The organism is Leifsonia sp. LS1 (genome assembly GCF_020521355.1).
Taxonomy (GTDB): Bacteria; Actinomycetota; Actinomycetes; order Actinomycetales; family Microbacteriaceae; genus Leifsonia.
The window spans coordinates 398232-424044 of record NZ_BPER01000003.1 but is presented as its reverse complement, the minus strand read 5'-3'; the positions used below and the strand labels follow the sequence as shown (position 1 = coordinate 424044).

At 70.3% G+C, this 25813-nt stretch carries 26 protein-coding genes; 8 read left to right on the top strand and 18 right to left on the bottom strand.

Annotated features, from left to right (window positions below):
- On the top strand, positions 1–899 hold an 899-nt coding region (locus LLS1_RS08270), incomplete at its 5' end, for an Ig-like domain-containing protein (RefSeq protein ID WP_226654659.1).
- A gap of 21 nt (positions 900–920) precedes the next feature.
- Here LLS1_RS08270 and LLS1_RS08265 read toward each other — a convergent pair.
- From LLS1_RS08265 to LLS1_RS08255, 3 genes are all read right to left on the bottom strand, one after another.
- Complete coding sequence (locus LLS1_RS08265) at positions 921–2117, bottom strand: MFS transporter (RefSeq protein ID WP_226654658.1); 1197 nt, start codon at positions 2115–2117, stop codon at positions 921–923.
- A 169-nt stretch (positions 2118–2286) separates the two neighbouring features.
- The gene (locus LLS1_RS08260) at positions 2287–2835 is read right to left on the bottom strand and encodes a cysteine hydrolase family protein (protein ID WP_226654656.1); all 549 of its coding nucleotides are present in this window, start codon (positions 2833–2835) and stop codon (positions 2287–2289) included.
- Positions 2832–4316, bottom strand: a complete 1485-nt coding sequence (locus LLS1_RS08255) for a cytosine permease (protein WP_226654655.1) — start codon at positions 4314–4316, stop codon at positions 2832–2834. Before LLS1_RS08255 ends, LLS1_RS08260 begins: the two co-directional genes overlap by 4 nt.
- An 84-nt stretch (positions 4317–4400) precedes the next feature.
- On the opposite strand from LLS1_RS08255, the gene purU reads away from it, so the two are divergent.
- From purU to nagA, 3 genes are read left to right on the top strand one after another with little or no spacing between them, the layout of a single operon-like run.
- Positions 4401–5291 carry a formyltetrahydrofolate deformylase gene (purU, locus tag LLS1_RS08250; RefSeq protein ID WP_226654653.1) on the top strand — a complete coding sequence of 297 codons (891 nt, stop codon included), beginning with the start codon at positions 4401–4403 and terminating at the stop codon, positions 5289–5291.
- A 43-nt stretch (positions 5292–5334) separates the two neighbouring features.
- Positions 5335–5697, top strand: coding sequence for a YrdB family protein (locus LLS1_RS08245; protein WP_223357784.1), 363 nt, complete (start codon positions 5335–5337; stop codon positions 5695–5697).
- The gene (gene nagA, locus LLS1_RS08240) at positions 5694–6848 is read left to right on the top strand and encodes an N-acetylglucosamine-6-phosphate deacetylase (RefSeq protein ID WP_226654651.1); all 1155 of its coding nucleotides are present in this window, start codon (positions 5694–5696) and stop codon (positions 6846–6848) included. The genes LLS1_RS08245 and nagA overlap by 4 nt, the downstream gene beginning before the upstream one ends.
- 252 nt (positions 6849–7100) lie before the next feature.
- On the opposite strand, the gene nagB is transcribed toward nagA, so the two are convergent.
- The 12 genes from nagB to LLS1_RS08180 all read right to left on the bottom strand — a co-directional run bounded on the left by nagB (position 7101) and on the right by LLS1_RS08180 (position 20321).
- Positions 7101–7886 carry a glucosamine-6-phosphate deaminase gene (gene nagB / locus LLS1_RS08235; protein ID WP_226654650.1) on the bottom strand — a complete coding sequence of 262 codons (786 nt, stop codon included), beginning with the start codon at positions 7884–7886 and terminating at the stop codon, positions 7101–7103.
- Entirely contained in the window at positions 7879–8781 is a 903-nt protein-coding gene (locus LLS1_RS08230; protein ID WP_226654648.1) for an ROK family protein, read from the bottom strand. The genes nagB and LLS1_RS08230 overlap by 8 nt, the downstream gene beginning before the upstream one ends.
- Complete coding sequence (nagZ, locus tag LLS1_RS08225; protein WP_226654647.1) at positions 8778–10316, bottom strand: beta-N-acetylhexosaminidase; 1539 nt, start codon at positions 10314–10316, stop codon at positions 8778–8780. Before nagZ ends, LLS1_RS08230 begins: the two co-directional genes overlap by 4 nt.
- Positions 10313–11221, bottom strand: a complete 909-nt coding sequence (locus LLS1_RS08220) for a carbohydrate ABC transporter permease (protein ID WP_374758252.1) — start codon at positions 11219–11221, stop codon at positions 10313–10315. The genes nagZ and LLS1_RS08220 overlap by 4 nt, the downstream gene beginning before the upstream one ends.
- Positions 11218–12186 carry a carbohydrate ABC transporter permease gene (locus LLS1_RS08215; RefSeq protein ID WP_374758251.1) on the bottom strand — a complete coding sequence of 323 codons (969 nt, stop codon included), beginning with the start codon at positions 12184–12186 and terminating at the stop codon, positions 11218–11220. Before LLS1_RS08215 ends, LLS1_RS08220 begins: the two co-directional genes overlap by 4 nt.
- A 104-nt stretch (positions 12187–12290) precedes the next feature.
- Positions 12291–13640: an extracellular solute-binding protein gene (locus LLS1_RS08210; protein WP_226654645.1), complete on the bottom strand. Its 1350-nt coding sequence runs from the start codon at positions 13638–13640 to the stop codon at positions 12291–12293.
- Between the two features lie 95 nt (positions 13641–13735).
- Positions 13736–14941, bottom strand: coding sequence for an ROK family transcriptional regulator (locus LLS1_RS08205; RefSeq protein ID WP_226654643.1), 1206 nt, complete (start codon positions 14939–14941; stop codon positions 13736–13738).
- 137 nt (positions 14942–15078) lie between these two features.
- Positions 15079–16053: a class 1b ribonucleoside-diphosphate reductase subunit beta gene (nrdF, locus tag LLS1_RS08200; RefSeq protein WP_226654641.1), complete on the bottom strand. Its 975-nt coding sequence runs from the start codon at positions 16051–16053 to the stop codon at positions 15079–15081.
- Positions 16054–16100: 47 nt separating this feature from the next.
- Positions 16101–18182, bottom strand: coding sequence for a class 1b ribonucleoside-diphosphate reductase subunit alpha (gene nrdE, locus LLS1_RS08195; RefSeq protein ID WP_374758254.1), 2082 nt, complete (start codon positions 18180–18182; stop codon positions 16101–16103).
- Positions 18183–18250: 68 nt separating this feature from the next.
- Positions 18251–18649 (bottom strand): class Ib ribonucleoside-diphosphate reductase assembly flavoprotein NrdI, encoded by a 399-nt coding sequence (gene nrdI, locus LLS1_RS08190; RefSeq protein ID WP_223361000.1) that lies wholly within the window; start codon positions 18647–18649, stop codon positions 18251–18253.
- A gap of 8 nt (positions 18650–18657) precedes the next feature.
- Positions 18658–18894 carry a glutaredoxin-like protein NrdH gene (nrdH, locus tag LLS1_RS08185; RefSeq protein ID WP_226654637.1) on the bottom strand — a complete coding sequence of 79 codons (237 nt, stop codon included), beginning with the start codon at positions 18892–18894 and terminating at the stop codon, positions 18658–18660.
- A 209-nt stretch (positions 18895–19103) separates the two neighbouring features.
- Positions 19104–20321, bottom strand: a complete 1218-nt coding sequence (locus LLS1_RS08180; RefSeq protein ID WP_223357795.1) for an NADP-dependent isocitrate dehydrogenase — start codon at positions 20319–20321, stop codon at positions 19104–19106.
- A gap of 146 nt (positions 20322–20467) precedes the next feature.
- Here LLS1_RS08180 and LLS1_RS08175 point away from each other — a divergent pair, with 146 nt between their 5' ends.
- The 3 genes from LLS1_RS08175 to LLS1_RS08165 all read left to right on the top strand — a co-directional run bounded on the left by LLS1_RS08175 (position 20468) and on the right by LLS1_RS08165 (position 21756).
- On the top strand, positions 20468–20920 hold the full coding sequence (locus tag LLS1_RS08175) for a GNAT family N-acetyltransferase (protein ID WP_226654635.1): 453 nt from the start codon (positions 20468–20470) through the stop codon (positions 20918–20920).
- Positions 20904–21245: an MGMT family protein gene (locus LLS1_RS08170; RefSeq protein ID WP_223357797.1), complete on the top strand. Its 342-nt coding sequence runs from the start codon at positions 20904–20906 to the stop codon at positions 21243–21245. Before LLS1_RS08175 ends, LLS1_RS08170 begins: the two co-directional genes overlap by 17 nt.
- Positions 21246–21330: 85 nt before the next feature.
- Positions 21331–21756 carry a hypothetical protein gene (locus tag LLS1_RS08165; protein ID WP_226654634.1) on the top strand — a complete coding sequence of 142 codons (426 nt, stop codon included), beginning with the start codon at positions 21331–21333 and terminating at the stop codon, positions 21754–21756.
- A 21-nt stretch (positions 21757–21777) separates the two neighbouring features.
- On the opposite strand, the gene LLS1_RS08160 is transcribed toward LLS1_RS08165, so the two are convergent.
- Genes LLS1_RS08160 through LLS1_RS08150 form a run of 3 tightly spaced genes read right to left on the bottom strand, consistent with a single transcriptional unit; the run spans position 21778 to position 24615 of the window.
- On the bottom strand, positions 21778–23574 hold the full coding sequence (locus tag LLS1_RS08160; RefSeq protein WP_226654632.1) for a histidine kinase: 1797 nt from the start codon (positions 23572–23574) through the stop codon (positions 21778–21780).
- Between the two features lie 5 nt (positions 23575–23579).
- Positions 23580–24263: a response regulator transcription factor gene (locus LLS1_RS08155; protein WP_223357800.1), complete on the bottom strand. Its 684-nt coding sequence runs from the start codon at positions 24261–24263 to the stop codon at positions 23580–23582.
- Between the two features lie 4 nt (positions 24264–24267).
- On the bottom strand, positions 24268–24615 hold the full coding sequence (locus LLS1_RS08150; RefSeq protein WP_226654631.1) for a response regulator transcription factor: 348 nt from the start codon (positions 24613–24615) through the stop codon (positions 24268–24270).
- A 139-nt stretch (positions 24616–24754) separates the two neighbouring features.
- On the opposite strand from LLS1_RS08150, the gene LLS1_RS08145 reads away from it, so the two are divergent.
- Complete coding sequence (locus LLS1_RS08145; protein WP_226654629.1) at positions 24755–25771, top strand: hypothetical protein; 1017 nt, start codon at positions 24755–24757, stop codon at positions 25769–25771.
- Positions 25772–25813 lie beyond the last annotated feature (42 nt).

Below are 25813 nucleotides of genomic sequence, written 5' to 3'. Positions count from 1 at the left end.
CCACCACCCCCACCACACCGACCACCCCGACCGGTCCCTCGGGGACCCGGCCGCAACCCCCGGCCCTGTCGAGCGCCTTCCCCGCGGACGGCTTCACGACCAACGCGCTTGCCATGGACGCCTCCGGCACCGCCACTCCGGACGCCGCAGTGACGGCGACTGCGGCTCCCGGCGGCGGCACGGGCATCCGCTCGGCGGCGGCCGCGGCGGCCACGCTGGGCAGCACCACCGCGGGCGCCGACGGGTCCTGGGGGCTCGGTCTGGATCTGGCCGGGCTCGCCGACGGCACGTGGACGCTGTCGTTCACCCAGACGACCGCGGCCGGCACCTCCGACGCCGTGGCGCGCTCGATCGTCATCGATCGCACCGCGCTGCCGCCGACGATCGCGACCGTCGACACCGGGACCGGGGCGATCGCCGGCTACGCCGCGCCCATCGTCTCCGGCACGGCCGAGCCCGGTGCTTCGGTCGAGGTCTCCGACGGCGGAACAGTGCTCACCACGGTGACCGCGGCGGCCGACGGCTCGTGGACGACCGGGGAGCTGACTCACGTCGGGCAGGAGTTCGCGATCACCGCCCGCCAGACCGACGTGCTGGGCAATGTCTCCGCGTGGTCTGGTCCTACCACGGGGAGCGTTCTGGCGCCGTCGATCACGGCCACCGTCACTCAGTTCGACGTCGCGATGACCGCGTACGGCCGCCCGGAGACCGGGCTTCTGCTGTATGTGAACGGCTCCCCCGCCGGGCCGACCCTGCGGACGGCGGCGGACGGAACCGCGGCGCAGACCTACGAGTGGGTCGGCCCTCCCGGCACGTACCGGCTCGGGTTCGGCTACGACTTCGGCGACCGCCACGGGATCGTGATGGACGCCCCGGTCACGTTCCCGGGGCTGCCGTAGCCATCGACAGCCGGTGTCGGCTCAGCCGGCCGCACTCGCCCGAGCGCCCATCCGCCCCACGATCAGCACCAGCACGAGCGACACCGCCAGCAGCACGATGTAGAGCACGGGCAGGAGCAGAAGACCGCCCGCATCGAAGACGAGCGAGCCGAGCAGCGCTCCGCCGCCGATCCCGATGTTGAACGACGTCGTGTAGAGCGCGCTGGCCGTGTCGCGGAACGCGGCGGACGAGGTGTGGAGCAGGCGTGTCTGGAGCAGCGGCGGCAGAGCGCCGAACGCCAGGCCCCACGCGATGAACGAGGCGAGGCCGAGCAGCGGCTGCGCGGCGAAGGCGGCGAGACCGGCGACCGCCGCACCCGTCACGACGAGCGCGAGGACCAGCCCGAGCTGCGGACGCGGCCCGAGCACCGAGCCGGCCAGCACGAGCCCCACCGCGCCGGCGATGCCGTAGACGAACAGGAGGGCGCCGACGTCACCGGCGGCCACTCCCATCGGCCCGGTCAGGAACGGGACGACGAAGGTGTAGAACGAGTAGTGACCGACCATCGTGGCCGCGACGATCAGGCACACCATGACGACCGCGGAGATGGTGCGGTCGCGGGGGCGCGGCACGCTGCGGTCGCGCCGTCCCGCGGGGCTGTCGTCGTCGCGCTCGACCGCCGGGAGGAGCCGCCAGACGAGCACGGCCCCGACGAACATCAGCCCCGCGAGGACCCCGAACGAGAGCCGCCAGCCGAACACATGCCCGGCGAAGGTGGCCAGCGGCACCCCGAACACGAACGCGAGGGTGCCTCCGCCGAGGGTAATGGAGACGGCGCGGCCGATCTGCTCCGTGGGGACCAGGTGCCCGGCGTACGCCCCGACGATCGACCAGAACATCCCGTGGGCGACGCCGCCGACGATGCGCGAGACGACGACCCAGGCGTAATCGGGCGACACAGCGGTGAGCAGGTTCGAGAGCCCGAGCACCACCAGGACGCCCACGATCATCCCGTGCCGCGGCCACCGCTTGGTGAGCGCGGTGAGCGGAGTGCTCGTGATGACGACGGTGAAGGCGAAGACCGTGACCAGGAGTCCGATCTGCGCCTCGCTCACCCCGAGCGCGGCGCTCATGTCGGGCAGGAGCCCGGTCGGGATCATCTCGCTCGTGATCGAGAGGAACACGGCGGCGGCGAGCGCGAGCAGGCCCACCCAGGGGAACTTCGGAACGGTTGCCAATGGCGACGTTGAAGAGGCAGTCATGACGGTGCTGTCCAACGAACGGCGTTCCCCGCCCATTCCGGCCGGTCAACTGGCGGGAGGAGTCCTCCGAGGAAGGAGGGGCGGGTCGACTACGCGCCCATGTGCGCGCCCAGGGCCGTGCGGGAACCGCCGACCAGGGACGAGTCTACCGGAGGCCGGCGAGGATGGCGGTGGTCGTCTCGATCTCGATGAGCGGGGCGTAGAGCGCCATCGCGTCGAGCGCGCGGCGGTGGTCGGCCTCGGTCAGGCCGGCGCACGCGTCGGCAGCGACGCGCACGTGCACTCCGGCGTCGGAGGCGGGAAGCGCGGTCGACAGCACGCAGCAGTCGGTGGAGACGCCGGCCAGGACGATCTCGTCCGCTCCCCGGAGCGCCTCCCGGAGGGAGGGACCCCACTTGCCGAAGGTCGTCTCGGTGACGACCGGATGCCCGGTGTCGCGGAAGGCGGGGACGAGGTCGTAGAGCGGGTCGTCGGGCGGCACGAGCGCGAACGGCCACTCCTCGTAGTAGCGCACCCACGCCCCGCGCGGCGCCCGGGGCGCGGTGAACCGGGTGAAGACGACACGTTCGCCGAACGCCGGCAGGAGCCGCGCGACGCCGGTCTCGGCCTCGGCGAACCCCGGCGTGAACCAGCCGCTCGCCGGATCGCCGAACACCTGCTGCATATCGACGACGACCAGGACGGGCGCGCTCACCGCTCCTCCTGGCGCCGGATCGAGGCGCGCGAGAAGAGCGCTGTGCCGACGAAGCCGATCACGAGCGCGATGAGGACGCCGAGGTTGGCGTAGGCCCAGTCGCCCTTCGTTCCCCCGAGCCCGAGCGGGCCGAGGAGGTAGCCCTGCCAGCCGAGCCAGGACGCCGCGGTGTTCGTCACGAGGCCCCAGCCGATCGCGGTGCCGACCACGATGAGCGCGATGGGCAGCCACCGCACCGACCCGTAGCGTCCGCGCGGGTCGTAGAGCTCCGCCTCCGCGTAGTCCTTCCTGCGCAGGGCGATGTCGGCGACGAAGATGCCGCACCACGCGGCGATCGGCACCCCGAGGGTGATCAGGAAGCCCTGGAACGGTCCGAGGAAGTCACCCGCGAAGAAGACCACGTAGATCGCACCGGCGGTCATGATGACGCCGTCGATCCCGGCCGCGATGTAACGCGGCACGCGCACACCCACGCTGAGGAGCGCCAGGCCGGACGAGTAGATGTCGAGGACCGCGCCGCCGACGAGCCCCAGCACGGCCACGATCACGAAGGGGACCAGGAACCAGGTCGGCAGCAGGGAGGCCAGTGCCCCGATCGGATCGGCCGCGATCTTCTCCGACAGCGACGGCGACGACCCTGCGAGCAGGATCCCGAACACCAGCAGGACGACGGGCGCCAGGGACGACCCGAACGTCGTCCAGCCGACGACGCCGCGGCTGCGGGTGCCGCGTGGCAGGTACCGCGAGTAGTCCGCGGCCGCGTTCACCCAGCCGAGCCCGAAGCCGGTGAGCATGAAGACGAACCCGCCGATCACATGCGGCGCATCGCCTGCCGGGAGCGCACCGACCGCGCCGAGGTCGATGTGGCCGAGCACCAGGGCGATGTAGAGCAGGGTGAGCACACCGGTCACGACCGTGATGATCATCTGCATGCGCATGATCAGGTGGAAGCCGATCACTCCGCCGACCACGACGAGCGCGACCACGACGACGAGGGCCACGATCTTCGTGACGACCCCGCCCTCCCAGCCGAGCTGCTCGAACACGGTGGCCGTCGCCAGGACCGCCAGCGCGGTGAGGACAGTCTCCCACCCGACGGTCAGCAGCCAGGAGAGCAGGGAGGGGACGCGGTTGCCGTTCACGCCGAACACCGCGCGGCTGAGCACCATCGTCGGGGCCGAGCCGCGCTTGCCTGCGAGCGCGATCACGCCGCAGAGCAGGAACGACGCGACGATCCCCACCACGCCGACGAGGGTGGCCTGCCAGAACGAGATCCCGAAGCCGAGCAGGAACGAGCCGTAGCTGAGTCCGAAGACCGACACGTTGGCGCCGAACCACGGCCAGAACAGGCTGCTCGCGCGCCCCTTCCGCTCGCTCTCGTCGATGGTGTTGAGGCCGTTGAGCTCGACCCCGAAGGCCGAGCCGGGCGCGGGCAGGGAGGCGGGCGCCCGGTCGGGCGCGTCCTCGCCGGTGCTGGTCATGCACCGATCCAAGTGCACGCGCCGTCGCCCGTCAACAGCCGAGGACGGCGCGGAACCTCCTCGACGGAGCGATATCCTGAGCCGATGACCGCGAGCGCGACCTCCCCCACCCCCGCTTCCCCCGGCCACGCCAACCACTGGGTGCTGACGTTCAGCTGCACCGACCAGCCCGGGATCGTGCACGCGGTGAGCGGGGCCATCGTGGCCGCGCGCGGCAACATCACCGAGAGCCAGCAGTTCGCGAGCCTCGACACCGGGCGCTTCTTCATGCGCCTGCAGGTGGAGTCGGGCGCGAGCCGCGCGGAGTTCGAGAGTGCGCTCGCACCGGTCGTGGAGCGGTTCGGGATGACGCACCGCGTCGACTTCGTCGGTCGCCCGCTGCGCACCCTGGTGCTCGTGTCGACGGCCGCCCACTGCCTCAACGACCTCCTCTTCCGCCAGCGCGCCGGCCAGCTGCCTGTCGAGATCCCGCTCGTGCTGTCCAACCACGGCACGCTGCGCGACCTCGCCGGGTTCTACGGCGTGCCGTTCGAATCGCAGCCCGTGACGGACGCGGAGTCGAAGGCCGCCTTCGAGGAGCGCGTGCTGGCCGCGGTCGAGGAGCACGACATCGAACTGGTCGTGCTCGCCCGCTACATGCAGATCCTGTCGCCGGAGCTGTGCGAGAAGCTCGCCGGACGCGCGATCAACATCCACCACTCCTTCCTCCCGGGGTTCAAGGGCGCCAATCCGTACCGGCAGGCGCACGCCCGCGGCGTGAAGCTGATCGGCGCGACGGCCCACTTCGTGACGAGCGACCTCGACGAGGGTCCGATCATCGAGCAGAACGTCGTTCGGGTGGATCACGCGCAGACGGTGCAGCAGCTCGTGGCGATCGGTCAGGACGAGGAGAGCCGCACCCTCACCCAGGCCGTGAAGTGGTTCGCGGAGGACCGCGTGCTGCTCGACGGCGCACGCACCATCATCTTCCGCTGACGCCCTCGCCCGCCCTGCAGGAGGCGGCCGGTAGACTGGGCCGGTGACTCCCGTGCAAGACCAGCAGGCCCGCCTCCGCATCGGACCGAACGACATCCTCCGGTTCGTGCTCGAGCTGTTCGCCGTGGTCTCGCTCGGCATCTGGGGATTCGTCGCCTGGCCCCTGCCGTGGAACGTCGTGTTCGGCATCGCGACGCCGGCCGTCGCCCTCCTGCTCTGGGCGCTGTTCCGCTCCCCCAAGGCCGTCCTGCACGTCGACGCCCTCGTGAAGGCTCTGGTCGAAGTGCTCGTCATGGGCGCCGCGGCGTTCGCGTGGTGGGATCTCGGACAGCCGATCGTCGCCCTCGTGTTCGCGGTCATCGCGACGGTCAGCGGCGTGATCAACGGGCGGCGCGAGTTCGCATGACCCGGCTCGTCGTCCACGACGCCCGCAAGGTCGATGCGGACGGGCTGGTCGACGAGTTCTGGCTGGCCGCCGACGACGGCGTCATCGCCGCGACCGGCTCCGGCACCGGGTGGCACGAGGCCGCGCGCGCCCCCGGAGCGACCGTGATCGACGCGGGCGGCCACTGGCTCACGCCGGGCTTCATCGACCTGCACTGCCACGGCGGCGGAGGCCACCCGTTCGACGACGGGCCGGAGGAGATGCTCGCAGCGCTCGCCACCCATCGGGCCCACGGGACGACGCGCTCCCTGGTGTCGCACGTCGCGAACCCGCTGGCCTCGCTGCGGGAGAGCCTCGGGGTCGTCGCCGACGTGGCGCACGTGGACCCGCTCCTGCTGGGCTCGCACCTGGAGGGGCCCTTCCTCGCCCTCGAGCGGCGGGGGGCGCACGACGCGGACTTCCTCCGCGAGCCGGGGCCCGCCACGGTGGAGGAGCTGATCGGCGCCGCGCGCGGCACACTCCGCACGGCCACCATCGCCCCCGAACTGCCCAATGCCCTGGAGGCGATCGGCGTGCTCATCGAGGCCGGCGTGGTCGTCGGCGTGGGGCACACCGCGGCCGACTACGACCAGGCGGCCCGCGCCTTCGAGGTCGGCGCGCGCCTCCTGACGCACGCCTTCAACGCCATGAACGGCATCCACCACCGCGCGCCCGGCCCCGTCATGGCGGCGATCGACAACCCCGAGGTCACGCTCGAGCTGATCCTCGACGGGCTCCACGTGCACCCATCGGTCGCGCGCCTGCTCTTCACGGCCGCGCCGGGGCGCGTCGCCCTGGTGACGGACGCCATGGCGGCCGCGGGCGCGAACGACGGCGACTACCGTCTCGGCGGTCTGAACGTCACCGTCAGGGACGGTCTCGCCGTGCTGTCGGGCACCTCGACGATCGCAGGCTCGATCCTCACCCAGGACGCCGCCCTGCGCGTCGCCGTCGGACCGGTCGGCCTCGACCCGGTGCACGCCGTCACGGCGCTGACGCTCACTCCCGCACGCCTCCTGGGGGAGGACCACCGTTTCGGCCGCCTCCACCCGGGCTACGCCGCGGACGCCGTGCTGCTCGACCACGAATGGCACGTGCGCTCGGTGGTCGCCGACGGGCGCGTCCTGCGCTGACGCGGCCGTCCCGCCCCGCAATCGGCCGGCGCGGCCCCGTAACTCCGGCGTTCGCTGATCCCGCGGCCGAAAACACCGTCCACACGGCGAGGCCCCCCGCGTGTCGTGGCCGACTTCCGGAGTTGCCCGGCCACGCCCAAAACACCGGAACTCCGGAGGTCAGTCGCGACACGCTGGGCGATCCACCGTTCGAACGGAGGTTCGCCCCATGCCGGGCCCGATCACCGGAGTTCCGGGGAGCGCGGACGCGTCCTACAGCTTCTGCCAGGCGGGCTTGTTCGCGTAGGCGTAGCGGTAATAGTCGAGGTTTCGCAGCTGCGAGGCGGCGGCTTCGTCGACGAGCACCGTCACGTGCGGGTGGAGCTGGATGGCCGAGCCCGGATTGGCGGCCGACACCGGCCCCTCCACCGCACCCGCGAGCGCCTCGGCCTTGCCCTCGCCGAACGCGAGCAGCAGCAGGTGGCGCGCCTTGAGGATGGTCGAGAGGCCCTGGGTGATGCAGTGCATGGGGACGTCGGCCTCGGAGTCGAAGAAGCGGGCGTTGTCCTTGCGGGTCTGCTCGGTCAAGGTCTTGACGCGGGTGATCGACGCGAACGAGGAGCCGGGCTCGTTGAAGCCGATATGACCGTCGGTTCCGATGCCGAGGATCTGCACGTCGACGCCGCCGGACTCGGCGATCGCCTTCTCGTAGTCGACGCCCGCGTGCTCGATGGTCTCCCGTGCACCGTTGGGCACGTGGATGAGCGACGGGGTCAGCCCGAGGGGCTCGACGACCTCGCGGTTGATGACCGAACGGTACGACTCGGGGTGCCCGGCGGGCAGCCCGACGTACTCGTCGAGCGCGTACCCGCGCACGTGCGAGACGTCCACGCCGCGCTCGGCGACCAGGGATGCCAGCGCCCGGTACACGGGCAGCGGGGTCGACCCGGTCGCGAGCCCGAGCACCGCGTCCGGCTTGCCGGAGATCAGCTCCACGATGCTCTCCGCGGCCAGGGCGCCGGCGGCGGCCTGATCCTTCACGACGACGACTTCAGCCACTTGTTCCTCCTACGATCGCGGCCCCGAGGGCGGCGACTGGTGATCCTGCGGGAACGAGGCGCGCGCGCTGCGGCAGCGCCAGCGAGGCGAGGAACGGCGATGTCCGTCCCCAGCGCTCGAGCACCTCGTGGACATCGCCGAGCAGCGGGTCGCCCAGGTGACTCAGGCCGCCACCGATCACCACGGTGTCGACGTCGACGGTCAGCACCAGGACGCGCACTGCGGCAGCGATGCCCTCGGCCAGCCTATCCTTGATCGCCTGCGCCTCGCGGTCGCCGTCGGCCGCCGCGGCGAACAACGCGCGTGCGGGGATGGGGTCGTCGGTGCGCCACTGGCGTGCGATCGCGGATCCGCTCGCGACCGTCTCGAGGCAGCCGCGCTGCCCGCACGCGCACACGGCGCCGGCCGGGTCGACGGGCAGGTGACCGATCTCGCCGGCGATACCCGTCGCTCCCCGCCACAGGCGGCCGTCCACCACGATGCCCGCCGCCATCCCGGTGCCGAGGTTGAGGTAGGCCATGGTGCCGTCGAGACCGAGCACATCGTAGGCGCCGAGGGAGGCCGCCTTCACGTCGTTCTCGATCCGCACGCCGACGCCAAGCCGGTCGGCCAGGGCGCCGCCGAGCGGCAGACGGTCGACCCCGAGGTTGACCGCGTGCGCGACCTCGCCGGAGGCGGTGTCGACCAGTCCGGGGATGCCGATGCCGATGGAGGCGAAGCCCCGCGCGTCGATGCCGGTCAACTCGCCGATGCGCGCGACCGCGGTCACAGCGGTCTCGACGACTGCGGCGTGCCCGAAGCCGGTCGCGAGGCGGATGCGCTGCGCGAGCGCGCCGCTCTCGTCGACGGCGACCGCGTCGGTCTTGGTGCCGCCGATGTCGATGCCCAGCCTCATGAGCCGGGTCCGAGCAGGTCGAGCAGCGCCCGGCCCAGCAGGCGGGACGCGCCGTAGGTGGCGATGTCGGCATAGCGGCGGTCATCCGCCGGCCAGCCCATGTCGACGACGAGCACATCGGCGCCGGAGGCACGCAGGCGGTCGATCGCCGCGCGGGCGAAGGCGTGACGGTGGTTGTCCTTGCCGATCACGACGATCGCTCCGGCGGGCGGCGTCGACGGGGCGGGATCGTCCTCCGCCAGCACGACGGTCGGACGGGAGGAGAACGCGACGGATGCGCTTGCGTCCGGTTCGGCCGCCGCTTCGGCGAACGGTCCCCACGGAGCCGTCCCGACCGCGATGTTGGCGACGGTCTCCAGCCTCACCACCGTGTAGTCGCGGTGTCCGGCTTCCCGCCACCGCCGAGCGCCGTCCGTCAGGTCGAACGCCGCGACGACCGCCGCAGCCTCGGCGGGGTCGAGGTCGGCGGGGTCGACCACTGAGCCGGCGCCGGACACGGCCTCCCCGTCCTCCGCGCGCAGGTCGGTTGCGAGGCGGAGCACACGCCCGGCCGCCTGGGCGACGCGGTCGGCGGAGAGCCGGCCCTGGCCGATTGCGGCGGCGACGGCCCGCTCGATGGCGGCGAGCTGCTCGTCCGTGTTCTCCGTGCCCAGGCACAGGAGGTCGCAGCCCGCGGCGAGCGCCAGCACCGCCGCCTCCGGAATGCCCCGCTCGCCGCTCGCGCCGTGCATGTCGAGCGCGTCGGTCACGACCACACCGTCGAAGCCCAGCTCACCGCGCAGCAGCCCGTCGACGACAGGGGTGCTGAACGTCGCGGGCTGGGCGGCGTCGAGCTGCGGGAGGAGGATGTGGGACGTCATGACCGTGCGGGTCCCCGCCTCGACGGCCGCACGGAACGGCACCAGCTCGCGGTCGCGGAGTTCGGCGGCGGAGCGGTCGACGACCGGCAGCTCGAGGTGCGAGTCCTGGTCCGTGTCCCCGTGTCCCGGGAAGTGCTTCGCGCACGCCGCGACGCCGGCGGCCTGGAGGCCGCGCACCCAGGCCGCGCCGTGCTCGGCGACCACCGTGGGGGACGTGCCGAAGCTGCGGACGCCGATGACGGGGTTGTCCGGGTTGGAGTTGATGTCGACGTCGGGGGCGAAGTCGAGGTTCACGCCGACGGCGCGCAGTTCGGCTCCGACCCGCCGGGCGACCTCCTCGGTGCGGCCGGTGTCGGCGAGGCGGCCGAGGACAGCGTTGCCCGGGTAGGGCGACCCGGTCGCGTAGTGCAGCCGGGTGACGTCTCCGCCCTCCTCGTCGATCGCGACGATCGCGTCGGGGTTGGCCGCGTAGATCGCATCCGTGAGGGCGCGCAGCTGGGCGGCCGAGACGATGTTCGGGCCGAAGAGGCACACGCCGCCGAGGCCGTCGCGCAGCCGCCGTTCCAGCCAGTCCGGCAGCGTCGTGCCGACGAATCCGGGGAGGAGGGTGGCGGCGATGCGGTGCGCGAGGGCGGGGTCGAGGAGGCGGGGTTCGGCGGCGGCCGTGCCGGTCACCCCTTCACCGCCCCGCTGACGAGCCCGCTGGTCATCCGGCCCTGCACGATCAGGAAGAAGATGATGACGGGGACCGCCACCAGGGTGGACGCGGCCATGACCTGGCCCCAGTCGGTCGCGCGCGAGGCGGACTGCTGGATGAAGCCGCGCAGCCACAGCGGGAGCGTCTGGCTGCTGTTCTCCTGCAGGATGACCAGCGCGACGGTGAACTCGTTCCAGGCCTGCAGGAACGCGTACACGCCCGAGGCGACGAGGCCCGGCGCCAGCAGCGGGAAGGTGATGCGCAGAAAGGCCTGCGTGCGGCTCAGGCCGTCCACCATCGCCGCTTCCTCCAGGTCGGCGGGGATGCCCGCGACGAAGCCGCGCAGCATCCAGATCGTGAACGGCACGACCGCCGCGATGTAGAGGATGCTGACGCCGATGACGGAGTTGAGCAGGCCGAGGCTGCCCATCAGCTTGTACTGCGCGATGAAGAGACCCTCCGCGGGGAGCATCTGGATCAGCAGCACGGCCAGCACGAACGACGTGCGCCCGCGGAACCGGAACCGGCTGATCGCCAGCGCCGCGAGGAACGCGAACGCCAGGCACACCACCACCGTGATGAGCGCGATGGTCAGGCTCATCCCGAGGGCGGGGAAGAACGTGCCCCCCGCGATCACGGCGGTGAAGTTGTCGAACGAGCCGCCGAACGGCAGCCAGGTCGGCGTGGTGTTCTGCAGCACGACGTTCGGCAGCAGTGACGAGTTGACCATCCAGTAGACCGGGAAGACCCAGATCAGGGCGATCACGACGGCGACGACGCCGAGCACGACGCGGCCCGGCCGCACCTTCTGGCGCAGCCTGCGGGCGGGCGCCGTCGGGGCGGCGGCGGCGGATGCGGTGGATGCGGTCGACGCGGTGGTCACGACTCGTCCTCCTTGATCAGCGAGCGGACGTAGAACCAGCTCAGGGCGACGGTCAGGATGAGCACGAACACCGAGACGGCACTCGCCATCGCGAAGTCGCTCGACCCGACGCCGAGCTGGTAGATGTAGGTGCCGAGCAGGTTGGTCTCGCTCGCGATGGAGCCCTTGTCCTGCAGCAGCTTGATCTGGGTGAAGACGCGCAGATCCCAGATGATCTGGAGCAGCAGCACGATGCCGAGCACCGGGCGGATCATCGGCAGGATGATGTAGCGCAGGCGCTGGAAGCCCTTCGCGCCGTCCATCTGGGCGGCCTCGAGCACCTCGCTCGAGACCTGAGTGAGTCCGGCGTAGACCGAGAAGGCGACGAACGGGACGCTCATCCACACCACGATGACCATCGCGACGAAGAAGAACGAGAGCGGGTTCTGCAGCCAGTTGTGGCCCTGGAAGTCCAGGCCCCACGAGCTGAGGACGGTGTTGATGAGGCCGCGACGCCAGTCGAACAGCCAGTTCCAGACGGTCATCGCGGCCACGACGGGCATCGCCCAGGCCAGCAGCAGCGCGATCTGGAGGATGACGCGGACGACCGCGTGCACGCCGGTCATGATCAGGGCGAGGCCGACCCCGATCACCACGGTCACCGCGGCGGTGACCAGGCAGAACGCGATCGACCGGGCGACCACGATCCACATGTACGGGTCGGAGAACAGGGTCACGTAGTTGTCGAACCACACGAACGGCGCGGGCTGACCGAACTGCTGCGCGAGGCCGAAGTGCTGCATCGAGGTGATGAGCTGCCACACGATCGGGTAGCCGAGGGCGAGCAGCAGGATGGCGATGGCGGGCAGGATCAGCACGTACGGGGCGAGCTGCCGCTTGCGGGGGCGGGCGGCGCCCGGCTTCTGCGAGCGCGCCGGGCGGGCCGGACGGCCGGTCGCCGCAGGGGTCTCCTGAGTGGTGGTCACGTCGGTCCTCCTTCCGAGATTCTGGGGGCAGGAGCGAGGGCGCGGAAGAGGCTCTTCCGCGCCCTCGCCCGCCGGGTGTCGCTACATGGTGCGAGAGCGGACGATCAGCCGTTCTTCTCGTTGAGGAGAGCGTCGATCTTGGTGTCGTACTCCTGCGCCAGAGCCTTCAGGTCGGACGCGTCGCGGATCTTGGAGAAGAACTCCTCCATCACGTTGGCCGCTTCGACCTTGGCCCAGCCCGGCGCCGCCGGGGTGAGCTTGGAGTTGGACGCGGACGCGATCAGCGCCTTCGCGAACTGGTCGTCGCCGAGCGAGGAGGTGTACTCCGAGTTCGCCGGGCCGAGGCCGTTCTTGCCGAGCATCTCCTGGTACTCCTTCGAGAAGATGATCTTGAGGAGCGTCTTGGACAGGCCCGGGTTCTTCGTCTTGGCCGAGATGCCGATGTTCGAGCCGCCGGCGAAGACCGGGGCGGGCTTGCCGTCGTTGCCCGGCAGGACGTAGGTGCCGAAGGTGTCGTCGTTCCAGGTGCGGACGGCCTTGCCGTCCTTCTGGGAGAGGTCGCCGATCGACCAGTGGGCCCATCCCGGCGCCATGATGGTCGCCGCGGCGAGCGACGTGTCGCCCGTCTTGTTGCCGTCAGCGTCGACCGTCTGGTCGCTGTCGTTCAGGTAGATGTACTGGTTCGAGTCCTTGGCATCGTTCGGCGCCTTGGACGCGTTCTTGTAGAGGTCCTGGAGCTGCTGCAGACCCGTGAGGGAGTCGGCGGAGTCGAGGGTGGCCACCCACTTGTCGCCGTCCTTCTTGGCGATGTCCCCGCCGTTGGCGAAGATCCAGGAGATGCCGTCGCGCCAGTCCTGACCGCCGAGGAAGAAGCCGGAGAAGTTCGGGATCGCCTTCGGGTTCTTCGCCGTGATGTCGGCGACCGTGGTGTTGAACTGGTCCAGCGTGGTCGGGACGGTGGCGCCCGCCGCCGCGTAGACGTCCTTGCGGTAGAACATGTAGCGCGAACCGAAGTAGTACGGCAGCGTGTAGTTCTTGCCGTCGACCTCTCCGGCGTCGACGAAGGACTGCAGCAGGTTGTCGCCGCCGAGGTCCTTGTACATGTCGGAGATGTCGAGGAACGCGCCCACGTTGGTGAACGTCGGCGACTGGGTGTTGCCCATCTCGGTGACGTCCGGCGTGTTGTTGGCGTCGGGGAGGGCCGTGGTGAGCTTGGTGACGATGTCGCCCCAGTCCTGCTGCTCGATCTTGAGGGTCGCCCCGGTCTCCTTGTTGAACTCCGTCTTCAGGTAGTTCCGCAGCTCATCCGGGGTGTCGGAGCCGACGAGCCACAGGGTGACCGTCTTGCCCTTCCCGTCGGTGCTGGGAGCGGACGATCCGCCGGAGGCGCATCCCGCGAGCACGAGAGCGGAAGCCGTAGCCACTGCGGCGAGGCCGACGAGCTTTCTCTTCATTGCTGTTCCTTTCGTAATGATCGGGCTTTCTCTGGTGGTCGATGTGTGCGGTTGCCACACCGTGGTGCAGGGGTCGGTGGTTCCGAAGTGCTGTGTTACGAGACCCCGAGCCGTCCGGAGAGGACGAGTACGGCCGCGCCGCGCAGGACGATGTCCTGCCCCTGCGTGGTCATCCGGAGCGCGAGGTCGGCGTGGTTCTCGGCCATCGTCCGGCTCCGGAGCGTGTGGATGGTCGCCTCGGCGAGGGGGCCATCGAGAAGGTCGGTCGGGCCGCTGAGCACGATCTCCGACAGGTTGAGGGCGCCCACGACGGGGGCGAGGGCGATGCCGAGACGCTGCCCGGCCTCCCGGAGGGCGGGCGTGACGTCGGCGCCGGCGGCCCGCGCCTCGGCGATGCCTCGACGCAGCCGGGGCACGCTGAGCCAGTGCTCGAGCACCTGGTCGCGGTTGTAGGTCGCCTCGAGCCCGAGATCGGTGCCGACCATGACCTGCCCGATCTCGCCCGCTGCGAAGTGGCTGCCGTAGACGAGCGCGCCGGCGACGATCAGCCCGGCGCCGATGCCGTGCCCGACGCGGATGAGCATCAGGTCGCCCGCCGCGCCCCCGTAGCTGTGCTCGGCGAGCACGGCGGCGTTGGCGTCGTTGGCGACGATGACCGGCAGCCCGGTGGCGAGCTGCAGCTCGTCCTGGAGCCGCAGGCCGTGCCACCCCAGGTTGGGCGCGGTGAGGATGGTGCCGGCCAGGTCCACGACGCCCGGCGAGCCGACACCGATGCCGAGCACCGGCGCGGTCGCGAGGGCGACGAGGTCGGCGACGAGGCGGCGCACCTTGTCCGCGGCCGCCTCCCCTGTCGCGCCGTCGAGGGGGAGGTCGGCCGTGGCGAGGATGGCGCCGTCGAGGTCCATGACCGCGCCGCGGAAGCGGTCGTGGTCGCTCAGATCGACGCCGACGATCTGGTGGGCGGCGCGGTCGATGTCGAGCAGCACGGCCGGCTTTCCGGGGCGTGCCGACTCGCGCTGGCCGAGCTCGACGACCAGGCCCTCGGCGATCAGCTCGGCGACGAGGTCGGAGACCGTCACGCGGGTGAGACCGGTCTCGCGCGCGAGGTCGGCCCGGCTCTGCTCTCCCGACCGGTAGAGGGTCTGCAGGACGAGCGACCGGTTGTGGCTGCGCGCGTGCTCTGGAAGCACCTTGGCCCGGGGGCGGAGCGCCCGGCCGGGAGTGAGGCCGGCGAGACCCGCGAGCGCACTGCCGGCCGGCGCCGTGGCGGCGTCCGAACCCTGCGTCCTCGTCGTGGTCATGTTTGTTAGTAAAGCTTACGAACAAAAGAAACGCAAGCGTGGAGACGGGTAATCTCCGGCGGACGGAAGGCGAGGGGGGTCGGCCGCCGCAGTGGACGGCCGACCCCCCTCCGACCTTCGGCGGGGGGATCGGGCTGTCAGAAAGCCCAGTCCTCGTCTTCCGTCTCGACCGCTGTGCCGATCACGTACGACGACCCGGAGCCGGAGAAGAAGTCGTGGTTCTCGTCCGCGTTGGGCGACAGCGCCGACAGGATGGCGGGGTTCACGGCGGTCGCCGCGGCCGGGAAGAGCGCCTCGTAGCCGAGGTTCATCAGGGCTTTGTTGGCGTTGTAGGCGAGAAACCGGGTCACATCCTCCGTGAGCCCGACGCCGTCGTAGAGATCGGCGGTGTACTCCAGCTCGTTCTCGTAGAGGTCCTGCAGCAGCGCGTAGGTGTAGTCCTTCACCTCGTGCCGTCTGCGCTCCCCCGCATGCTCCAGCCCACGCTGGAACTTGTAGCCGATGTAGTAGCCGTGCACGGCCTCGTCGCGGATGATCAACCGGATGAGGTCCGCCGTGTTCGTCAGAGTCGCCCGGCTCGACCAGTACATCGGCAGGTAGAAGCCGGAGTAGAACAGGAACGACTCCAGCAGCGTCGAGGCGACTTTGCGCTGCAGCGGGTCGTCGCCGGTGTAGTAGTCGAGCACGATGCGCGCCTTCTTCTGCAGGGCGGCGTTGCCGGTCGACCACTCGAACGCCGCGTCGATCTCCGGGGTGGAGGCCAGGGTCGAGAAGATCGACGAGTAGCTCTTGGCGTGCACCGACTCCATGAACGCGATGTTGGTGTACACCGCCTCCTCGTGCGGGGTCAGCGCGTCGGGGATCAGCGAGACCGCGCCGACCGTGCCCTGGATGGTGTCGAGCAGGGTCAGCCCGGTGAAGACACGCATCGTGAGCGTCTGCTGCTCCGGCGTGAGCTTCGCCCAGGACTGCACGTCGCCCGAGAGCGGCACCTTCTCGGGCAGCCAGAAGTTCGCGGTGAGGCGGTTCCACACCTCGACGTCCTTCTCGTCCTCGATCCTGTTCCAGTTGATGGCATCGACGCGCCGGATCAGCGCGACCTTCTCTGACATGGCTCTCCTCAGTGGTTCGTGTGTGTGGTGCGGGGGTGGGCCGGGCGTCACAGCATGCAGCTGACGCATCCCTCGACCTCGGTGCCCTCCAGCGCGAGCTGGCGGATGCGCACGTAGTAGATCGACTTCACACCCGACCGCCAGGCGTGGATCTGGGCACGGTTGATGTCGCGCGTCGTGGCGGTGTCCGGGAAGAACAGGGTCAGCGAGAGCCCCTGGTCGACGTGCTGCGTGGCGGCGGCGTAGGTGTCGATGATCTTCTCCGGGCCGATCTCGTACGCGTCGCGGTAGTACTCGAGGTTGTCGTTCGTGAGGAACGGGGCCGGGTAGTAGACGCGGCCGATCCTCCCCTCCTTGCGGATCTCGATCTTCGACGCGATGGGGTGGATGGACGAGGTCGCGTTGTTGATGTACGAGATGGACCCGGTCGGCGGCACGGCCTGGAGGTTCTGGTTGTAGAGCCCGTGCTCCCGCACCTCCGCGCGCAGGTCCTCCCAATCGGCGGTGGTCGGGATGGCGATGCCCGCCTCGGCGAAGAGCGCGCGGACACGCTCGGTCGCGGGTTCCCACACGCGCTCGGTGTATTTCTCGAAGAACGCTCCCGACGCGTAGGCCGAGTCGGCGAACCCGCGGAACGTCTCGCCGCGGTCGATCGCGAGACGGTTCGAGGCGCGCAGGGCGTGGAACAGCACGGTCAGGAAGTACATGTTCGTGAAGTCGATGCCCTCCTCGCTGCCGTAGTGGATCCGCTCGCGCGCCAGATACCCGTGCAGGTTCATCTGCCCGAGGCCGATCGCGTGGGCGCCGGCGTTGCCGCGCTCGACCGACGGGACGGCCGACAGTCTGCTCTGGTCGGACACGGCGGAGAGGGCACGCACGGCCGTCTCGATCGTCCGCCCGAAGTCCGGCGAATCCATCGCCATCGCGATGTTGAGTGAGCCGAGGTTGCACGAGATGTCCGTGCCGACGTGCTCGTACGAGAGGTCGTCCGCGTAGGTGCTCGGGCTGTTGACCTGCAGGATCTCGGAGCACAGGTTCGACATGTTGATGCGTCCGGCGATCGGGTTGGCCCTGTTCACCGTGTCCTCGAACACGATGTACGGGTAGCCGGACTCGAACTGGATCTCGGCCAGCGTCTGGAAGAACGCCCGGGCGTCGATCGTGGTCTTCCGGATGCGCGGGTCGGCGACCAGCTCGTCGTACTTCTCGCTGATCGCGATGTCGCCGAACGGCACCCCGAGGACGCGCTCGACATCGTAGGGACTGAAGAGGTGCATCGGGCGGTTGTCGCGGGCGAGCTCGAACGTGATGTCGGGCACGACGACGCCGAGCGAGAGCGTCTTGATGCGGATCTTCTCGTCCGCGTTCTCGCGCTTGGTGTCCAGGAAGCGCAGGATGTCGGGATGGTGCGCACTGAGGTACACCGCTCCCGCGCCCTGACGTGCACCGAGCTGATTGGCGTAGCTGAAGGAGTCCTCGAGGAGCTTCATCACCGGGATCACCCCGGATGACTGGTCCCTGACGTGCTTGATCGGTGCGCCGGCCTCCCGGAGGTTCGACAGCAGCAACGCCACCCCGCCCCCGCGCTTGGAGAGCTGCAGGGCCGACGTGATGCCGCGACCGATGGACTCCATGTTGTCCTCCATGCGCAGCAGGAAGCACGACACGAGTTCGCCGCGCTGCGCCTTGCCCGCATTGAGGAAGGTGGGCGTCGCGGGCTGGAAACGGCCCGACATCAGCTCGTCGACGATGCGGCCGGCGAACCCTTCGTCGCCCTCGGCCAGAGTGAGGGCGACCATGACCACGCGATCCTCGAAGCGCTCCAGATAGGTCGAGCCGTCGAAGCTCGTGAGCGCGTAGGACGTGTGGAACTTGAACGCGCCGAGGAAGGTCGGGAACCGGAAGCCGTACGCCTCGGCCCGCGCGGTCAGCCGCTCGACCGCCGCCACCGGGTACCGGCCGAGCACCTCCCGGTCGTAGTAGTCGTTGTCGACGAGATAGGCCAGGCGCTCGGCGACCGAGCCGAAGCGCCGGCTGTTGGGCAGGACGTGCTGGCGGTAGTAGGCCCGCGCCGCGTCGTGGTCCCGCTCGAGCTGGATGCGCCCCTCCGCGTCGTAGAGGTTCAGCATGGCGTTGAGCGCGTGGTAGTCGAGCGCCGTCTCGGTGTCGAGGTCGGCGGGGCCGGCGGGGCCGGCGGTCAGTGTCGCCACAGGGATTCCAATCCGTTCTGCACCGCGGAGACGTCCTCGGGAGTGCCGAAGAGTTCGAAACGGTAGTGATGGGGCACGCCGCACTTCGCCGCGACGATGTCGCCGGCGATCCCGTAGGCGGGGCCGAAGTTGGTGTTGCCGGCGCCGATCACGCCGCGCAGAAGACTGCGGTTGCCGTCGTCGTTGAGGAAGCGGATGACCTGCTTCGGCACCGCCGCGCGGTCCTCCCCGCCTCCGTACGTGGGCAGCACGAGCACGTACGGCTCGGTCGCCCGCAGTGCTGGCTCGTGCGCCCGCAGCGGGATGCGCGCGGCCGCGATGCCGAGCTTCTGCACGAACCGATGCGTGTTCCCGGACACGGACGAGAAATAGACGAGGCGGGTCACGGCCGCGGTCACTTCCCGAGCTTCGTCGCGACCCGTCCGATCAGGTCGGGCCGGAACCCCGACCAGTGCTCGCCGTCGGCGACGACGACCGGCGCCTGGGCGTAGCCGAGCGCGCGCACCGCCTCGAGGGCGGCGTCATCGGTGGTGACGTCGACCACCCGGTAGTCGAGCCCCTTCCGATCGAGGGCCGTGTACGTGGCCGTGCACTGCACGCACGCGGGCTTGCTGTAGACGACGATGCTCATGTCTCCTGCGCCTTTCATGTCGAGGGGATGCCGGAGCGTTAACACTACATATAGTGGCGACACGACACGCCGTACACTAGATGATGTGGTTATTTCCGGCGTTTCGGCGCGCGGCGCGCTGAGGCGACCAGGACGCGGAGGCCGCCGAAGACGCAGAGAGGCCCGGCGGACCGAAGTCCGCCGGGCCTCTCCCGGTGCGCTGGCGAGCGCTACGCGCCCATGCGCGCCTGGAGGTTGTCGCTGATCGCCGCGAGGAACTCCTCCGTGGTCAGGTACGGCTGCTCCGGGCCGACCAGGAGCGCGAGGTCCTTGGTCATCTTGCCCTCCTCGACGGTCTTCACGACGACGTCCTCGACGGTGTGCGTGAAGTCGATGAGCTCCTGGTTGCCGTCGAGCTTGCCGCGGTGCGCGAGGCCGCGCGTCCAGGCGAAGATCGAGGCGATCGGGTTGGTGGAGGTCGGCTTGCCCTGCTGGTGCTGGCGGTAGTGGCGCGTCACGGTGCCGTGCGCGGCCTCCGCCTCGACGACCTTGCCGTCCGGCGTGGTCAGCACGGAGGTCATGAGTCCCAGCGAGCCGAAGCCCTGCGCGACGGTGTCGGACTGCACGTCGCCGTCGTAGTTCTTGCACGCCCAGACGTAGCCGCCCTCCCACTTGAGGCTGGAGGCGACCATGTCGTCGATGAGGCGGTGCTCGTAGGTGAGGCCGGCCGCGTCGAACTTCGCCTTGTACTCGGTGTCGAAGACCTCCTGGAACAGGTCCTTGAAGCGGCCGTCGTAGGCCTTCAGGATCGTGTTCTTGGTCGAGAGGTACACCGGGTAGTTGCGGTCGAGCCCGTAGTTGAACGACGCGCGCGCGAAGTCGCGGATGGACTCGTCCTGGTTGTACATCGCGAGCGCGACGCCGGCGCCCGGGGCCTGGTAGACCTCGAAGCTCTGGGCCTCGCCGCCGTCGTTCGGCTGGAAGCTGAGGGTCAGCGTGCCGGGGCCGTCGAAAGTGAAGTCGGTGGCGCGGTACTGGTCGCCGAACGCGTGACGGCCGATGATGATCGGCTTGTTCCAGCCGGGCACGAGGCGGGGGATGTTCGAGATGATGATCGGCTCGCGGAAGACCACGCCGCCGAGGATGTTGCGGATGGTGCCGTTCGGGCTCCGCCACATCTTCTTGAGGCCGAACTCCTCGACGCGCGCCTCGTCGGGCGTGATCGTGGCGCACTTGACGCCGACGCCGTGCTTCTGGATGGCGTGCGCCGCGTCGATCGTGATCTGGTCGTCGGTCTCGTCGCGCTTCTGGATGCCGAGGTCGTAGTACTCGAGGTCCACGTCGAGGTACGGGTGGATGAGCGAGTCCTTGATCGCCTGCCAGATGATGCGGGTCATCTCGTCGCCGTCGAGTTCGACGACCGTTCCTTCAACCTTGATCTTGTCCACTGGTTCTCCTGCTTCTCTGCCGTTTTCAGCCGCAGACAGCTTACCTGAGCCGCGCAACTATCTTGACATCGAGACAAATTGCCGTCCGGCCTCCGGCGGCGGGACGCGACTATGCCAGTGTCGCCCGGGCACGTTACCCTTTCGTCATGGCTGAGTTGAGACTGGAAGAGTTGAGCGCGCGGACCGTGGTCGCGGCGAACGCGCTCACGTTGAAGCCGGGCCAGGAGCAGTTCATCGCTCCGGTCTCCTACTCGGCCGCGGCCGCCGTCGCCGACCCCACCACCTCCTGGCAGCGCGTCGTGCTCGACGGCGACGAGGTCGTCGGCTTCATCATGGGCGACTTCAATGCCGAGGCGGAGCACGAGGAGTTCAAGGCGATCCTCTGGCGCATCAACGTGGACGCCGACGACCAGGGCCGCGGCATCGGCACGTTCGCCGTCCGCGCCCTCGCCGACGAGGCGCGCCGCCGCGGCCACGACCGTCTCTACGTCATCTGGGAATCGGGCGAGCTCGGCCCGGAGCAGTTCTTCCTGCGCAGCGGCTTCTCCCCCGTCGGCGAGACGCAGTACGGCGAGACCATCGGTGCCCTCGACCTCTGACGGGGGCTCCGACTCGTTCGTCGAACGGGTCCTCACGGTGGTGGAGTCCATCCCGCCCGGGGAGGTCATGACCTACGGAGACGTCGCCGCGGTGCTCGGCTCGCGCGCGGCGCGCATGGTCGGCCAGATCATGGCGTATTACGGTTCGACGGTGCCGTGGTGGCGCGTCGTCCGGGCCAGCGGGCACCCGCCGGCGGACCACGAACAGCTCGCCCTGGAGCACTACCGCGCCGAGGGGACGCCGCTGATCGGGGGCCCGCGCGCGGACGGCACGGTCACGACCTACCGGGTCGATCTGCGCGTCGCACGCCACGAGCCGCGCTAACATCATCCTTCCGGCCGATGAAGCGCCCAGCTTGATGGTGTTGACTGAGTCGGATCGCATGTCATCAGAAACCCAGGAGCGTCCCGTGCCCCGATACCGAGCCGTCGGCCTCGCCGTGGCGGCCTCCGCCGCTGCCCTCGCCCTGTCCGGATGCTCGGTGGTCGCCGCATTCACCCCGCACGTCGATGCGCAGATCTTCGACTCCGCCAAGGAGTTCAAGGCGGCGGACACGGCTGTCTTCGGCTCGCCGAAGTTCGTCCCCGACGACGCGACGATCATCCGGGTCGACTACGACACGCAGACCGGCGCCGCGATCATGACGTACACCTCGCCGACGCTCCTCGCCAAAGATGTGTGCAACGAGCAGACGACCGCGCCGAAGGCGGCGATCCAGGACAGCTGGTGGCCGATCGACGGCGTGCCGAAGACCGCGACGAAGTGCCCGGGCGGCTGGTCCGCGTTCGCCATCGGTCAGCAGGTCTACGCCGCGCTGCCCGCGAAGAGCAAGTAGCGGGGCCGCCTCCGCCTCGAGTCACTCGACCCGTGTGCCGTCGTCGTGGGCTGCGGGGCTCGGCACCGGGATGGTCAGCTCCAGGATGGTCCCCAGGCCTTTCACCGACCGCAGCTCGGCGCGGCCGTTGACGGCCTCCACGCGGTCACGGATGCCCTCCAGCCCGCCGCCGGGTTCGAAGCGCGCACCGCCTGCGCCGTCGTCTTTCACGACGACCGAGACGTACTCGTCGCGTCGGGTGACGAGCACAGCGCAGTTGCGCGCCCCGGCGTGCTTGGCGGCATTGGCCAGGCACTCCGAGACCGAGTAGTAGATGGTCTCCTCGATGACGTTCGCGAACCGGTCGGTCGTGTCGACCCGCACCTCGACCGGGAGGTGGCTGCGCTGCCCCAGCTCCTCCAGCGCCGAGCCGAGGTCGCCGTCCGTGAGCACCGTCGGGTGGATGCCCCTGGCCAGTTCGCGGAGCTCCTTCAGCGCGTCCGCCAGCTGCGCCGACGCCCGCTCGAGATCGCCGGCGAGCTCCGTGTTCCCGGCCGCCTCCGCCTTCGCCGTCGCGATCCGCAGACTGATCGCCAGCGACACGAGCTGCTGCTGCGAGCCGTCGTGCAGATCGCGCTCGAGGCGACGTCGCGCGAGGTATCCTTCCTCCACGATGCGGAGGCGGGACTCCCGGAGCTCCTGGATGGTCCGCTCGAGCCTCCCGCGCAGCCGGTCGTTGTCGACCGAGAGAAGCAGCGCCGAGGAGACGGCGTCGAGCAGCCGGTCGTCCTGGCTGAGCGCGATGTCGTGCTCGATCAGCGCGATCGGGCCCTGGTCCGAGTCGATCGCCAGGGTGGAGCGACCGCGTCGATCGCGGTCGCCGTCGTCCGGGACGTGCTCGCCGTCACTCGTGAGGAACGCCCGCTGCTGCTCGTCCCACCAGTACACCCGGAGCGAGGGGTCGTGCAGCGTGCGTGCCAGGCTCGACTCCCACAGCGCTCGGTCGACCTTGTCGCGCGCGACGATGACGAGGTCGGCGACGCGCGAGCGCAGTCCACGCGCGTAGAAGACCCCGCCCACGAACGCAGGCGGGATGAGCGCGATGGCGAACGGCGGGATGAACTGCAGCCACCCGCCGTCCCAGCCGAGGGTGAAGCTCAGCGAGTCCTGGACCGTGCCGTAGCACCAGAGCACGATGGCCAGCGGCATGACGAACGAGACGCGACGCGCGGGCAGGGAGCTGGTGAACCAGCGCACTGCGAGCCGGACGGCGATCGTGATCATCAGCGTCAGCCCCACGGCACGCCAGGCCACCCCCAGCCAGAAGTCCGCGTCGTCGTTGGGCAGCAGCGCGTAGACGTTCTGGACACAGCCGCAGTCGGAGCCCGACGGCGAGCTGAAGAGCAGTGTCCCGATGAAGCGCACCAGGATCGCCCCGCTCCCGGCCAGCAGGAGGATGCGGTCCGTGCGCGAGAAGCGACCGGTCGGATAGCAGAGCACCAGGGCGCCGACGAAGATCGCCCACAGGTCGGTGACGCCGGCAACCGGGGGCCAGAGCCAGCCGATCCCGCGCGCGAGCGGATACCAGGCGCCCGCCGACCAGAGCAGCGCAGCACCGATCATCAGCCAGCCCGGGACGGGACTGCGCACGGCCTTCCAGGCGATGATCGCGCACACGACGTAGACGAGCGCCACCGCGACGAAGACGATCGCCCAGCCGAGACCCTGCGGTCGCGGGCCGTAGTTCCCCGTCACCGCGCTCGCCACCTGGGCCAGCACGTTCGACGCGATCGTGACGGTCACGGCGAGCGCGCGGAGCCAGCTGCGCGCGACGTTCACCGCCGTCAGCCGTCCTTGCCGAGGAAGCGCAGCACGGCGAGGACCCGCCGGTGTCCCTCGGCGGAGTCCTCGATACCGAGCTTGGCCATGATGTGCCCGATGTGCGACTCCACGGTGCGGAGGCTGAGGTGCAGCTCCGCCGCGATACCGACGTTGGACTTGCCCTCCGCCATGCGGCTGAGCACGTCGCGTTCCCGAGCGGAGAGCGCCTCCACCGTGCGCTCCGACGAGCGGGCCGTCACGAGCAGCTGCACGACCTCGGGGTCGACGACCGACCCACCTGCGGCGACGGTGCGCACGGCGTTGACGAGGGACTCCCCATCCGCGACGCGGTCTTTCAGCAGATAGCCCGTTCCGCTGCCCGCGCTCATCGCGCGGATCGCGTACGACGCCGTCGTGTACATCGACAGCAGCAGGACGCCGACGGTGGAGCCGCCGGCCCGGAGCGTCTCGAGAGCCCTCAGGCCTTCGTCCGTGTGGGACGGCGGCATCTTGATGTCGAGCACCACGGCATCGATCGCGTCGTCCGCAGCGACGACGGCGAGCACTTCCTCCGCCGTGTCGACGGAGGCGACGACCTCCACACCGCCCGCGCGCAGGATCTGACCGATGCCTTCGCGGAGCAGAACCGCGTCGTCGGCGACCGCGACCCGAAGCGCGCGGGGAACCGAATTCTCTCCCGCTACCACGCGCCTAACGTAGCAGACTGCGGATCGCCGGGCCGGTCAGGTCGCCTTTGGTGATGAATCCCTCTGCGCCGCTGTCGGCCACGCGGCGGCCGTAGTCGCGGAACGACCGGCTGGAGGTCAGAACGACCGCCGCACCGGTGGCGTGCATGTCGGCCACGAGATCGAACCCGCTCGCGTCGGGCAGCCCGACATCGAGCAGGACGAGGTCGGGTGCCAGCCGTCGGCTCAGCTCGACGCCGCCGGCGCCGGTGTCGGCGTCGCCCACGACCGCGAACCGCTCGATCTGCAGCAGTTCCGCCGCCTGCGCACGGAAGCGTGCGTGGTCGTCGACGATCACTACACGCAGATACATGCACCCATCCTCGCCCGGCGGCGCGTCCACTTCATCCGTGGATGCACGCAATCGGTTCAGGTGACCCCCCGGATGCGGGACGCGCGGCGGCGCGAGGATCATCTGAGACAAGCTCACCTAATCCCGAGGAGAACACCCGATGCCCGCCGTCACCCGAACCGCCGACCCGATCGGCGCCCCTGCGGCGCCGGCGGCGGTGACGGCGGGCGACCTCCGCGAGCCACCGCTCGTCGTCATCGACGTGGAGCGCGCGGCCGGCCGCTACCTCGAGCTGCGTGCCGCCTTCCCGTGGGTGGATGTGCACTACGACGTGAGCGCACTCTCGCACCCCGCCCTCCTCGACGCGATCGCGGCCGCGAGCGGGGCCTTCGAGGTCGCGACCCCCGCCTCCGTGAACGCCGTCATCGCCCGCGACGGCCGCCCGCGGTTCCTCCACACCGGCCTCCTCGCGCATCGCGCGGAAGTGGACGCGGCCTACGCCGCGGGCGTCCGCCGCTTCGTCGTGGACGCGCAGAACGACCTGGACGCGTTCGCCGGCGCACCGGACGACGTCCGCGTGCTGCTCCGCCTTCGCCCTCTGGCCGATCCGCGCTCCGCGCATCGTGCGTCGCGCGGGTTCGCGCCCGATCAGATCGTCCGCGCCGTCCGCGCGGCCTCCGACCGGGATGTGTGCGTCGGTGGGCTCTCCCTCCAGCCCCCGGCGCACTCGTCCCCGTCCGGCTACGTCGCCGAGATCGCCCACGCCGCCGCCGTGGCCGCGGATGTGCGCGCCGCGGTGGGGCTCCGGTTCGAGTTCCTCGACCTCGGCGACGGGTTCCCCGGTCGCGCGGCGACCCGTCCGGCCGAGCAGTCCGAGCTCGCCCGTGCCGTCCGCGCGATCGTCGCCCCCGCCACCTCGCACGTGTCGATCATCGCCTCCGCCTCCCGCGCCGTGACGGCCGGCTGCCTGAGCGTCGTCGACGGCGCGAGCGCGCGGGAGGCGGATCCGGCGTACGCGAGCGAGTGCATCGACGCGGGCGCCGACGTGCGGGTTCTCACGGGCGCCCTGCGCTCGGGCCTCCGCGAGCGCCTCTCCTTCTTCCGTGCCGACACCGAACGTGGGCATCGCGTCCTCCGTCCGCGCCGGGCACGCGCGACCTGGTCACCCGCGGGCTGACAACCCCTACCGCGGGGATCACGGCGGAGGGGCGACGCGTAC